At 70.7% G+C, this 11,776-nt stretch carries 11 protein-coding genes and 1 pseudogene; 8 read left to right on the top strand and 4 right to left on the bottom strand.

The annotated features are described in order from the left end of the window. The 4 genes and pseudogenes from ACFQVC_RS25455 to ACFQVC_RS25440 form a co-directional block, all read right to left on the bottom strand. A pseudogene (locus tag ACFQVC_RS25455) lies at nucleotides 1-221 on the bottom strand (2-oxoacid:acceptor oxidoreductase subunit alpha); the annotation flags it as partial. A 248-nt stretch (nucleotides 222-469) separates the two neighbouring features. Next, nucleotides 470-1,129 carry a LuxR C-terminal-related transcriptional regulator gene (locus ACFQVC_RS25450; protein ID WP_381834751.1) on the bottom strand — a complete coding sequence of 220 codons (660 nt, stop codon included), beginning with the start codon at nucleotides 1,127-1,129 and terminating at the stop codon, nucleotides 470-472. 458 nt (nucleotides 1,130-1,587) lie between these two features. Then, a complete protein-coding gene (locus tag ACFQVC_RS25445; RefSeq protein WP_381834702.1) occupies nucleotides 1,588-2,970 on the bottom strand; it encodes a sensor histidine kinase in 1,383 nt (460 codons plus the stop codon). 243 nt (nucleotides 2,971-3,213) lie between these two features. Next, nucleotides 3,214-4,488, bottom strand: coding sequence for a sensor histidine kinase (locus ACFQVC_RS25440; RefSeq protein WP_381834664.1), 1,275 nt, complete (start codon nucleotides 4,486-4,488; stop codon nucleotides 3,214-3,216). 239 nt (nucleotides 4,489-4,727) lie between these two features. Here ACFQVC_RS25440 and ACFQVC_RS25435 point away from each other — a divergent pair, with 239 nt between their 5' ends. From ACFQVC_RS25435 to ACFQVC_RS25400, 8 genes are read left to right on the top strand one after another with little or no spacing between them, the layout of a single operon-like run. Then, nucleotides 4,728-5,120 (top strand): NADH-quinone oxidoreductase subunit A, encoded by a 393-nt coding sequence (locus ACFQVC_RS25435; RefSeq protein ID WP_381834661.1) that lies wholly within the window; start codon nucleotides 4,728-4,730, stop codon nucleotides 5,118-5,120. Next, nucleotides 5,111-5,827, top strand: a complete 717-nt coding sequence (locus ACFQVC_RS25430) for an NADH-quinone oxidoreductase subunit B (protein ID WP_381834658.1) — start codon at nucleotides 5,111-5,113, stop codon at nucleotides 5,825-5,827. The genes ACFQVC_RS25435 and ACFQVC_RS25430 overlap by 10 nt, the downstream gene beginning before the upstream one ends. Continuing rightward, nucleotides 5,824-7,224, top strand: a complete 1,401-nt coding sequence (locus ACFQVC_RS25425; protein WP_381834655.1) for an NADH-quinone oxidoreductase subunit C — start codon at nucleotides 5,824-5,826, stop codon at nucleotides 7,222-7,224. Before ACFQVC_RS25430 ends, ACFQVC_RS25425 begins: the two co-directional genes overlap by 4 nt. Next, a complete protein-coding gene (locus tag ACFQVC_RS25420) occupies nucleotides 7,221-8,189 on the top strand; it encodes a complex I subunit 1/NuoH family protein (protein ID WP_381834652.1) in 969 nt (322 codons plus the stop codon). The genes ACFQVC_RS25425 and ACFQVC_RS25420 overlap by 4 nt, the downstream gene beginning before the upstream one ends. Next, nucleotides 8,189-8,815, top strand: a complete 627-nt coding sequence (locus ACFQVC_RS25415) for a NuoI/complex I 23 kDa subunit family protein (protein ID WP_381834649.1) — start codon at nucleotides 8,189-8,191, stop codon at nucleotides 8,813-8,815. Before ACFQVC_RS25420 ends, ACFQVC_RS25415 begins: the two co-directional genes overlap by 1 nt. Beyond that, nucleotides 8,812-9,405, top strand: a complete 594-nt coding sequence (locus tag ACFQVC_RS25410; RefSeq protein ID WP_381834646.1) for an NADH-quinone oxidoreductase subunit J family protein — start codon at nucleotides 8,812-8,814, stop codon at nucleotides 9,403-9,405. Before ACFQVC_RS25415 ends, ACFQVC_RS25410 begins: the two co-directional genes overlap by 4 nt. Beyond that, nucleotides 9,405-9,773: an NADH-quinone oxidoreductase subunit NuoK gene (gene nuoK / locus ACFQVC_RS25405; RefSeq protein WP_381834643.1), complete on the top strand. Its 369-nt coding sequence runs from the start codon at nucleotides 9,405-9,407 to the stop codon at nucleotides 9,771-9,773. The genes ACFQVC_RS25410 and nuoK overlap by 1 nt, the downstream gene beginning before the upstream one ends. Further along, complete coding sequence (locus ACFQVC_RS25400) at nucleotides 9,770-11,776, top strand: NADH-quinone oxidoreductase subunit 5 family protein (protein ID WP_381834640.1); 2,007 nt, start codon at nucleotides 9,770-9,772, stop codon at nucleotides 11,774-11,776. Before nuoK ends, ACFQVC_RS25400 begins: the two co-directional genes overlap by 4 nt.

Raw genomic sequence — 11,776 nt, 5'->3', positions numbered from 1 at the left:
TCGGCGGGGAAGTTCGGCAGCGTGGAGAGGTCATTGCCGAACGACGCCGTCTCCGATGTGAAGCGGTCGCCCGTGAGCTGCATTCCGTCACCGGAGTCACCCGCGAACCGGATGATCACCCGGTCCAGGCGACGGACTTCTTTGTCGCCGGACGGCTTGCGTTGCTCTCCGACGGCGGCGGAGTCGGCCTGCTCGGCTGGGCTACTGACCTGGCTGGTCACTGAACTGGACCTCCCTCGAGGCTGCGGCACGGGAGGAGCCGGCCGACCGGACCTCCCAGGACCACCCTACGTCGGTAAGGGTCACCTTCCCTGGGTGGCTCACATCGTGGACGCCGCTTTGAGACGGTCTGTCGCCCTGCTTTGCCACGATTCGTTCGCCCCCTCGCCCTCTGTGTGAAGACGCTTGCCGCTCATTCTTCGGTTCTAGGACTATGACTTCGCTAGATATCTGACAGAGTGTCAGCTCGTTAAGAGTTGAGATAGGTGAGGACGGCGAGAACGCGGCGGTGATCCCCGTCACTCTGCGAGAGGCCGAGCTTCAGGAAGATATTGCTGACGTGCTTCTCGACCGCTCCGTCGCTCACCACCAGCTGCCTCGCGATCGCGGAGTTCGTACGTCCCTCGGCCATTAGGCCCAGGACCTCGCGCTCCCGCGGGGTGAGGCCCGCGAGTACGTCCTGCTTGCGGCTGCGCCCGAGCAGCTGGGCCACGACCTCCGGATCGAGGGCCGTGCCGCCCTCGGCGACCCGCACCACCGCGTCGACGAATTCACGGACCTCGGCTACCCGGTCCTTGAGCAGGTAGCCCACGCCGTGACTGGATCCGGCCAGGAGCTCCGTCGCGTACTGCTCCTCGACGTACTGCGAAAGCACCAGGACACCGAGACCCGGGTGGCTGCGACGCAGCCGCACCGCGGCACGCACGCCCTCGTCCGTGTGGGTCGGCGGCATCCGTACATCCGCGACCACCACGTCGGGCAGCGCCCCCTGGCCGTCCAGCTCCCCGATGGTCTTGATCAGCGCGTCCGCGTCCCCGACACCGGCCACGACCTCGTGCCCACGGTCGGTCAGCAACCGGGTCAGGCCCTCCCTGAGCAGCACTGAATCCTCGGCGATGACCACCCGCACACTGTCCTCCACGATTCGTCCATCCCCCACTGCCGGGCCCCGCCCGACGACACCCTCCAGCATCCCAGCATTCGGTCACTCACGCGCCCGACCGCCGGGATTCCCCGGAACGCGTAGGTGGCCGGATGAGGTGGGCGGGACGGGAGGGACTGGCGAGCGGGAAGCGGCGGCGGAGGGCTGGGGGTGGGAGGGCTGAGGATGCGGAGGGTTGGGGGTGTGGGGGACTGACTGGTGATATCGGGGGCTGGTGATGTGGGGGACTGGTGATGTGGGGAACGGAGTCACGGGGCGTCACGGCAATCAGTCTGCCCGGACGCCCCTGACCCCGCTCCGCCCTGTGGATAACTCACCGGTTGTGGACAACTCCCAGCCTCTCCCGGGAAGTTCATCTCTTCCGGGAAGTCCATCTCTCCAGGGAAGCTCAGCCCTCCGGGGGTAGTTCGGCCCTCCGGGGAAGCTCAGCCCCTCCAGGGCAGTTCCGCCGTCACCCGGGTCGGCCCGCCGGCCGGAGAGTCCACGACGAGAACGCCGTCGACCGCGTCGAGCCGCTCCGCGAGCCCCGCGAGCCCCGCGCCAGAGCCAGAGCCCGAGCCAGAGCCCGAGCCCGCACCCCCGGACGTGCCGGCCCCGCCCGCACCGTCGTCAATCACCTGCAGCATCAAGCGGTCCTCGACCTGCCACACGTCGACCGTGGCCCGGGTCGCCCGCGCGTGCTTGCTGATGTTCTGCAGCAGCTCGGAGACCGTGAAGTAGGCGATGCCCTCGATGGCGGCCGCGGGCCGGTGCGGCAGGTCCACCTCGACCTCCACCGGCACCGAGCAGCGCGCGGCGAGCGCCGAGAGGGCGGCGTCCAGGCCGCGGTCGGTCAGTACGGCCGGGTGGATTCCGCGGGCCAGGTCGCGCAGCTCCTGCAGGGCCGTCTTCACCTCGCCGTGCGCCTCGTCCACCATGCGGGCGGCGGCCTGCGGGTCCTCCTGCAGCTTCTCCTTGGCGAGACCCAGGTCCATGGCGAGGTTGACCAGGCGGGCCTGCGCCCCGTCGTGCAGATCGCGCTCGATACGGCGCAGGTCGGCCGCCGCGGTGTCCACGACCACCCCACGGTCGGACTCGAGCTCGACCACGCGCGCGTCCAGCCGCGAGGCGCCGAGGAGCCCGGCCACGAGAACCCGGTCCACCATCGTCAGGGCCCGGATCAGCCACGGCGTCGCCAGCGTGATCAGGAGTCCGACCAGCGCGGTCAGGCCTATCTCGAAGGGGGCGTCCAGGTAGAAGGTGTGCACCCCGTCCTCGCTGCCGTACAACTGCAGCCCTGCCTGGCCCGCGTACATCGGGAAGACCCACTGCCACAGCGGGTACGTCAGCAGGGACCAGCCGAGCGACCAGAACGTCACCGCCACGCTGAAAGCGAAGACGGCCCACGGGAAGTGCAGCACCGCGTACAGCAGGCTCCGCCACGACGTACCGCTCTTGAGGAGTGCACCGATCCAGGCCATCGCGCCGTGCTTCTTGGGCCGCACCGGCTGTGGTTCGGCGACATCGAGGTGCAGCAGCCCGCGGGCCCGCATCCGCTCCAGCGCCCCGAACCCGCGGCAGCCCGCAAGCGCCGCGGCGAGTACCGGCACCCCGAGGAACGTGATGAGCAGGCCCGCCCCGAGCGAGACCATGGTGATGGCGTAGACGAACATCAGAATGCTCAACGGCAGGCTGAGCAGCACATATCCGAACTCGCGCCAGGTGCGCGCCTCGACCGGTGCCCGCAGCGCAGGCGGCAGCAGATGGCGCCGCCCCTCTCCGCGGCCGCGGAAGTCGGGCCGGGTGTGATGTCCGTACTCCGTGGCCATCGGTGTCGTCCGTTTCTGCTCGGCGAGCTGAGCTCGGCAGTAGGTGGGCAGGTGGGTGGGTGCGCCTCCTGCGAAGTACCTCCACCCTCCTCGTTGCAGAGGGCCCGCACCATGCGGTCCGTATCCCTCTTGGACCGGGGGTTTTCCCCACCTGCGGGGTACGGGCGACCTGCCTGTCACGGACGACCTGCGGGGTACGGACGACCTGCCTGTCACGGACGACCTGCGGGGTACGGACGGACCTCAGCCCTGAGTCCGGTCCCGCCAGGGCAGTTCGGCCGATACCGTCGTCGGGCCGCCGGACGGTGACTCGACGACGAACAGGCCGTCCACCGCCCCGAGCCGTTCGGAGAGGCCCGCCATTCCGGTGCCGCCGTCGAGTGACGCACCCCCGCGCCCGTCGTCCTCGACCCGGATGAGCAGCCGCTTCTCCGCGCGCCACACCTCGACGCTGGCGGTGCGCGCACCGCTGTGCTTGCTGATGTTCTGCAGCAGCTCGGACACCGTGAAGTAGGCGATGCCCTCGATCGCGGGCGCCGGACGGTCGTCGAGGTCGACGGTCACCTCCACCGGCACCGTGCAGCGCGCGGCCACCGAGGACAGCGCGGCGCCCAGGCCGCGGTCGGTCAGCACGGCCGGATGGATACCGCGGGCCAGGTCGCGCAGCTCCTGCAGGGCCAGCTTCACCTCGCCGTGCGCCTCGTCCACCATCGCCGCCACGGTGTCGTCGGCCTGGCCCTCGAGGAGCTTCTCCTTGGCCAGGCCGAGGCCCATGGCGAGGTTGACCAGGCGGGCCTGCGCCCCGTCGTGGAGATCGCGCTCGATACGGCGCAGGTCGGCCGCGGCGGTGTCCACGACCACCCCGCGGTCCGACTCCAGCTCGGCGATACGCCGCTCCAACTCGTCGGACGGGGACAGCAGTCCGCGCACCATCACACGGTCGGCGTTGCTCAGCCCTCGCGCGATGAACGGCAGTACGGGCCACAGCACGAACAGCGACACAAGCGTGATCGTGAAGGTCAGTACGCCCCACGGAAGCCGTATGAAGCCGTACAACAGGGCACGCCAGCCGACGGGGTCCTTCAGGCGCGACCACAGCCGGGAGAAGAGGCCCTCGTCCCGGCCGAACGGCAACGGGCTCGGCTCGTCGATCACCGTGCCGAGCAGCCGCCTGGCCCGGGACCGCTCCACCCTGCCCAGCTGCCGCGCGCCGAGCAGCCCGGCGGCCAGCAGGGGCAGTCCGATGACCGTCACCGACAGCACGCCGCCGGCGACCAGCACCGTGAAGACGTACACAAAGGCGAACAGCGCCACCGGCAGATCGAGCAGGAGATGCGCGATCTCCTTCCACGTCCGCCGGTCGAAGGCGAAGCGCGCGGGCGGCAGCGGCAGCGGCTGCTGCACGGCGTCGGCAGCGGCGCCGGTGCCGGCGCCCGTTCCGGTTCCGGCGCCGGTGCCGGCGCCCGTTCCGGTTCCGGCGCTGTGCTGCTTGTGCTGGGTGGTGCTGCGTGCGGTCATGTCCGATAGCCTGCCGGGCCGGGCGGCCCCGCGCCATGAGGTGCACCGCCAGGATGAACTGGGGAAAACCCCACCCTCTCCATGACGGGCTGCTTACCAGTTCTTTAGCAGGCCCTAGACTCCCGTGCGTACAGATCGTCGAACAGGGCCGATACGGCTGAAGCCAGGACCGCAACGGCCGCGGACACAGCGCGCGACCAGCGCAACAGACCAACGAGACCAGGGAGCGAGGAGCCGAGGTGCCGGGACCGACCGTTCTCGCCGCGGACTACTTCCAGAGCTACTCGGTCGTCGGGCTGCTCGCCGTCGTCGGCGTGCTCTTCGTCGCCGTCGCCTTCGGCGCGGGGCGGCTGCTGCGGCCCGTCGTACCGACCCCGGAGAAGCTGCTCACCTACGAGTGCGGCGTCGACCCGGTGGGCGAGGGCTGGGCACACACCCAGGTCCGCTACTACGTCTACGCCTTCCTGTACGTGATCTTCGCCGTCGACTCGATCTTCCTCTTCCCCTGGGCAACGGTCTTCGCCGCCCCGGGATTCGGCGGGACGACGCTGGTGGAGATGTTCATCTTCCTCGGCTTCCTGGCCGTAGGCCTGCTGTACGCATACAAGAAGGGCGTCCTCGCATGGACGTGACCATCGAACCCAAGCCCGGCAATGGCCAGGGCAGTGGCAACGGCAGCGGGAACGGCGGCGGTTCCAAGCTGGGCCCGCTGGCGCGCCTCGCGCCCGAACCCATGAAGGTGGTCCTCAACTGGGGCCGCCGCTACAGCCTGTGGGTCTTCAACTTCGGGCTCGCCTGCTGCGCCATCGAGTTCATCGCCGCGTCCATGGCCCGCCACGACTTCATCCGCCTCGGGGTCATCCCGTTCGCGCCGGGTCCGCGCCAGGCCGACCTGATGGTCGTCTCCGGCACGGTCACGGACAAGATGGCGCCCGCCGTGAAGCGCCTCTACGAGCAGATGCCCGAGCCGAAGTACGTCATCTCCTTCGGCGCCTGCAGCAACTGCGGCGGCCCGTACTGGGACTCGTACTCCGTCACCAAGGGCGTCGACCAGATCATCCCGGTCGATGTGTACGTCCCCGGCTGCCCACCCCGCCCCGAAGCGCTGCTCCAGGGCATCCTCAAGCTTCAGGAGAAGATCGCCCGAGAGTCGCTCGGGGAGCGCTACTCCACCGCCGGACGCCCTTCGGCCGCGGCCCTGCAAAGCGGCCTCGTCACGCCTCCGGAACCCAAGGAACCGAATTCCGCCGAGTCCGCCGAGTCCGCCGAGTCCGCGGAGTCCGCCGAGTCCGCGGAGTCCGCGGAGTCCGCGGGATCCACGGGGGAGGACGAGCGGTGACCGGCTGGCTTCCGGGCGAGGTGACCGAACTCTTCGGCGAGGAGGCCACCGCCGAAGAGTCGTACGCCGTGCTCACGGTGGACGTCCCCGCCGCCTCCTGGACGACGGCCCTCACCACGGCCCGCTCCACCCTGGGCTGCACCTACTTCGACTGGCTCAGCGCGGTGGACGAGCCCGGCACGGGATTCCGGGTCACCGCCCATGTGGTGGCACTCCATCCGGTACGCCGCCTCCTCGTCCGTACGACGGTGCCGCACTCGGCCCCCGTTCTCGCCTCCGCCGTGGACGTCTACGCCGGCGCCGCCTGGCACGAACGCGAGACCCACGAGATGTTCGGCGTCGAGTTCACGGACCACCCCGGGCTCGACCCGCTGCTGCTCCCGGACGGCTTCGAGGGCCATCCGCTGCGCAAGGACTTCGTCCTCGCGGCGCGGGTCGCGAAGGCCTGGCCCGGCGCGAAGGAGCCGGGGGAGTCCGAGCACGGCGGCCCCAAGCGCCGCCAGATGCTGCCGCCCGGCGTCCCCGACCCCAACGAATGGGGCCCGCTCAAGGGCCAGTTGCCCCCGGCACCGGCCCGCCCCGCGCGCGGTGCCCGAGCCGGTGCTGCCGGCGACCGCCCGCCCCGCCGCACCCGCAGCGCCGCGGAGGGCTCGGCCGGCCAGGAGACCGCGCAGGGCCCGGCGAGCGAGGCGGAGGCCACACCGCCACGTCGCGCGCGTACGGCAGCGGAGGGTTCCGCCAGCCAGGCCAGCCAGGCCAACCAGGCAGGCCAGGCCAGCCAGGCCGGTCGGCCGGACGCGGCACCCCCGCGTCGCGCGCGCAGCGCCAGCCAGGGCTCGGCCTCCCAACGCGCGACGGAGCCGACGGGACAGACGGAGCCTGCGGGACAGACGGGGCCTGCGGGACAGACGGGGCCTGCGGATACGGCAGCGTCACCCGACAAGCCCGGTCCCGCCAAGCCCGCCAAGCCCGCGCAGTCTGCCGAGTCCGCCGAGTCCGCCCAGGGCGAAGCCCCGCCCTCGGACCGTGCACCCCAGGCGCGCAGCACGGATGCCCCCTGGCACAACCCCCGCCCAGCCTTCGCGGACCAGCAGACCAAGCCCGAGCCCTCGTCCGAGCCCGACCAGGCCCAGGACCCGGCCCCGCAGGACACCGGCGCCCCCAAGGCCGAGCCCAAGGCCGAGTCCGAGCCCAAGGCCGAGTCCGAGCCCAAGGCCGAGCCCAAGGCCGAGTCCGAGCCCAAGGCCGAGCCCAAGCCCAGGGCCGAGGCTGAGTCCAAGGCCGCGCCCGAGCCCAGCTCCAGGAACCCCGGGGCCGACGACAGCGGTTCCGACGACACCACCCCGTCCGACGACCCGGACGCCCCAGACACCCCCGCCGGAGGCGAGACCGCATGAACGACGCCCTCGACGTCGCCCTGCGACTCCTCGTCGTCTTCGTCGTCTTCCTCACCCTGCCCTTGATCATCGGGCAGACCGAGCACAAGGTGATGGCCCATATGCAGGGCCGCCTCGGCCCCATGTACGCGGGCGGGTTCCACGGCTGGGCGCAACTCGTCGCCGACGGCGTGAAGTTCGCACAGAAGGAAGATGTCGTCCCCGCGGGCGCGGACCGCCGGATCTTCCAGCTCGCCCCGGCCGTCGCCCTGCTGCCGTACCTCCTGGTCCTGGTCGCCATCCCGATCGGCCCCAGCGAGGGCGCCGTCGGACAGGTCGTCGACGCGGGCATCTTCTTCGTACTCGCCGTGATGGGCGTGGGCGTACTCGGCTCGCTCATGGCCGGCTGGGCCAGCGCCAATAAGTTCTCCCTCCTCGGCGGGCTCCGTACCGCCGCTCAACTCCTCGCCTACGAACTCCCGATGCTGCTCGCCGCCGCCTCCGTGGCGATGGCCGCAGGAACGGTCTCGCTGCCCGGCATCGTCAACGCCTTCGAGTGGTGGTGGCTGCCCTGGCAGATCGTCGGCGCCCTGGTCTTCTTCGTGGCGGGCCTCGCCGAACTCCAGCGCCCGCCCTTCGATATGCCGGTCGCCGACTCCGAGATCATCTTCGGTGCGTACACCGAATACACAGGCCTCCGTTTCGCTCTGTTCCTCCTTGCCGAGTACGCCGGGATCGTCGTCCTGTGCGGCCTGACCACCGTCCTCTTCCTGGGCGGCTGGCACGGCCCGTGGGGCGCCGACGGCCTGGGCTGGGTGTGGACGCTGCTCAAGACCGCGATCCTCGCCTTCGTCGTCATCTGGCTGCGCGTCAGCTACCCCCGGCTCCGCGAGGACCAGCTGCAGAAGCTCGCCTGGACCACGCTCGTCCCGCTCGCCCTCGCGCAGATCGCGCTCACCGGAATCGTGAAGGTGGCGATCAACTGATGCCTCCGATCCCCGGGTCCGGCCTGGCCAAGGGCCTCGCCGTCACCCTCCGCACGATGACGAAGAAGACCGTCACCGAGCAGTACCCCGACGTCCAGCCCGAACTCCCGCCCCGTACCCGCGGCGTCATCGGGCTGTTCGAGGAGAACTGCACGGTGTGCATGCTCTGCGCCCGCGAGTGCCCGGACTGGTGCATCTACATCGACTCCCACAAGGAGACGGTCCCGGCGGCCGCCCCCGGCGGACGCGAGCGCAGCCGTAACGTCCTCGACCGCTTCGCCATCGACTTCTCGCTCTGCATGTACTGCGGTATCTGCATCGAGGTCTGTCCTTTCGACGCGCTGTTCTGGTCACCGGAGTTCGAGTACGCGGAGACCGACATCCGTGAACTCACCCACGAGCGCGACAAGCTCCGCGACTGGATGTGGACCGTCCCGGCCCCGCCCGCGCTCGACCCGGCGGCCGAGGAGCCGAAGGAGATCGCCGCGGCCCGCAAGGCGGCCGAGAAGCTGGCTGCCCAGCAGCAACTCGAGGCCAAGGAGCAGCGCGAGGCCCAGGAGCAGAACGACGCTCAGCAGCAGCCCGACGCTCAGCAATCCGATGCGCAGCAGGAGGGCCAGGAGTGACCCTCGCCGCCACCGCACCCCACGGCTTCCTCTCGCCCACCGGCGTGGAGATCGCCTTCCTTCTCGTCGGCATCGTCACCCTGGGGGCGGCGATCGTGACCGTCACCACCAAGCAGCTGGTGCACGCCGCCCTGTGGCTGGTCGTCGCCCTCGGTGGTCTCGCTGTCGAGTACCTCCTGCTCACCGCCGAGTTCATCGCCTGGGTACAGGTACTGATCTATGTCGGTTCCGTGGTCGTCCTCCTTCTGTTCGGGCTGATGCTCACCAGGGCCCCCATCGGCCGCTCCCCGGACGCCGATTCGGGCAACCGCTGGGCGGCCCTGACCGTCGCCGTCGCCGCGGCGGCCGCCCTGGTGTGGGTGGTCGTCGACGCGTTCCGCACCCAGTGGATCGACCTGGACGCGCCGCAGGGAACGACCGCCGTCACCGGATCGATCCTCTTCCGGCACTGGGTGCTGCCGTTCGAGGCGCTCTCCGTGCTCCTCCTCGCCGCCCTCGTGGGCGCGATCGTCCTGTCCCGCAAGGGCGGCCAGGCCGAGGAGCCGGAAGCGACCCCCGACGCCGCCACCAGAGACAAGGAGCAGCGCTGATGCACCTCGCCTATCCCGCGGTGCTCGCGGTCCTCCTCTTCTGCGTCGGGCTGTACGGAGTACTCGCCCGCCGCAACGCGATCCTGGTCCTGATGTCCGTCGAGCTCATGCTCAACGCCGTCAACCTCAACCTGGTCGCCTTCGACGTGTGGCTGCGCGACGCCCTGCACGCCGGCCAGGCGCTCACCCTCTTCACCATCGCCATCGCCGCCGCCGAGATCGGCATCGGACTCGCGATCGTGCTGATGGTGTACCGCAACCGCGGCACCTCCGACGTCGACCGGCTCCGCGACACCGCGGAACGGGAGGAGCCGGAAGACGCCCCCGAAGCGAGCACCGCGACGCAGAAGGCAGAGGCCACCGCGTGACCACCACGACCCTCGCCGTTCTCGTCCCCCTCCTTCCGTTCCTGGGCGCCGCCACCGGGCTGCTGCTCGGCCGCAAGGCCCCCGGATTCGTCCGCCCCCTCGCGGTCCTGCCGACCCTGACCTCGGCGATCCTCGCCGTGGTGATCGCCGTGCGACAGGGCGGCGGCACCGGCGGTGGCGTCCGCCCGCTCGACGCGGCCACCGAACTGACGCCGACCGGCTCGGTCCCGATCGAACTCGCCCTGCACCTGGACGGCTTCGCGATCCTCGTCGCCGTCCTGGTCGGTGTCGTCGCGACCTGTGTGCAGATCTACTCGACGGGCTATCTGCGCGACGACCCGCGCTATGCCTCGTATGCGGCCCTGGTCTCGCTGTTCACCTCCGCGATGCTCCTCGTCGTCTACTCCGGCGACCTGATGGTGCTGCTCGTCGGCTGGGAAGTCATGGGCATCTGCTCGTACTTCCTCGTCGGTCACTACTGGGAGACCCCCGAGGCCCGCGCCGCCTCCCTCAAGGCCTTCCTGGTCACCAAGCTCGGCGATGTCCCCTTCCTGATCGGTCTGTTCGCGCTGGCCGCCGACGCCGGTTCCTTCCGGATCACGAAGGTCCTCGACGCCGTCGTGGACGGCGGCCTCGACCACCCCACGCTGATCGCGCTGCTGCTCCTCGCCGGTGTGGCCGGCAAGTCCGCGCAGTTCCCCCTGCACACCTGGCTGCCCGACGCGATGGCCGGCCCCACCCCGGTCTCCGCCCTGATCCACGCCGCGACGATGGTCGCCGCCGGTGTGTACTTCGTGGCCCGCCTCCTTCCGGTGTTCGCCGCATCCGCCGCGGCGTTGGTCGTCCTCGCCGTCATGGCCGCCGTCACCATGGCCGGCTCCGCCCTCGCGGCCCTCGCACAGGACGACATCAAGCGCGTCCTCGCGTACTCGACCGTCGGCCAGCTCGGCTATATGACCGGCGCGCTCGCCGTCGGCGACCGTGGCGCCGCCGTCTTCCACCTCCTGTCGCACGGCGCCTTCAAGGCGCTGCTCTTCCTCGCCGCCGGCGTGATCATCCACGCCGCGGGCACCAACTCCCTGGCTGCCATGTCGCGGATGAAGAACCTGCGCCACCGCATCCCCGACGCCTACTGGACGATGACCGTGGCGCTGCTCGCGCTCGCCGCGATCCCGCCCTTCAGCGGCTTCTTCTCCAAGGAGGCGGTCCTCGGCGCCGCCGAGCACACGGCCACCGGGCACAGCGAGCTCGCTCCCGGCGCGGCCGGCTGGATCGTGCTCGTCGCAGGACTGGTCACCGCCCTGCTCACCGCCGCCTATGGCGCCCGGCTGTGGCTGCTCGCCTTCCGTGGCAGCGGGACCGAAGCCCCCGACCACGGCAAGCAGCCGATCGCCATGAACGCCGTCCTGTGGGTTCTCGCCGTTCCCTCCCTCGCCTTCGGTCTCAGCGTCGGTGTGCTGCCCGACTGGTTCGACGGCCACTCGCTCAACCCGACTCTCACCACCTCCGTTCTCTCCACGGGCCTCGCCCTGGTCGGCGGGCTCGTCACCTACGGCGCCTGGCGCCACACCACGGCCATGGCCGCCCGCGTCCCCCTCGGCGCCGTGGCCGCGCATCCCGACGCCGAACCCGCGGTCTCCGAAGCCGAGGCGATCGCGACGCACACCCCGGCGTACGGATCGATCGCCTCCGCCCCCGACCCGGCGGACCCGGGCCTGCTGCTGCTCGGCCCGCTGCACCGGCACGCGGCAGTCGGCTTCAGGCTCGACGCGGTCTACGCCGCGCTCTTCGTACGACCTATAGAGTCCATGGCCACCCTGATTCGTTTCCTCGACCGCGAAGTTGTCGACACGTATGTGCGCGGAGCGGGCACGGCCCCCCGCTGGCTGGGCGCAGTCGTACGCCGGGCCCAGACCGGCAACGTGCAGACCTACTTGAGCGCGCTGCTCGCAGGCTCGGTCCTCCTGGCCGTCGCCGCCGTCCTCGTCGCAGCGGGAGCCTGA

This window comes from Streptomyces monticola, assembly GCF_042665355.1.
GTDB classification, from domain to species: domain Bacteria; phylum Actinomycetota; class Actinomycetes; order Streptomycetales; family Streptomycetaceae; genus Streptomyces; species Streptomyces monticola.
Note: the sequence above shows the minus strand (reverse complement) of the source record. Positions and strands in the feature narration are given on the sequence as shown.

Bases quoted from the DNA above. Each gene is read 5' to 3' on its own strand.
- ACFQVC_RS25440 (WP_381834664.1), bottom strand. From the start codon at position 4,488: ATGACCGCACGCAGCACCACCCAGCACAAGCAGCACAGCGCCGGAACC.
- nuoK (WP_381834643.1), top strand. From the start codon at position 9,405: ATGCACCTCGCCTATCCCGCGGTGCTCGCGGTCCTCCTCTTCTGCGTC.
- ACFQVC_RS25420 (WP_381834652.1), top strand. From the start codon at position 7,221: ATGAACGACGCCCTCGACGTCGCCCTGCGACTCCTCGTCGTCTTCGTC.
- ACFQVC_RS25445 (WP_381834702.1), bottom strand. From the start codon at position 2,970: ATGGCCACGGAGTACGGACATCACACCCGGCCCGACTTCCGCGGCCGC.
- ACFQVC_RS25430 (WP_381834658.1), top strand. From the start codon at position 5,111: ATGGACGTGACCATCGAACCCAAGCCCGGCAATGGCCAGGGCAGTGGC.
- ACFQVC_RS25415 (WP_381834649.1), top strand. From the start codon at position 8,189: ATGCCTCCGATCCCCGGGTCCGGCCTGGCCAAGGGCCTCGCCGTCACC.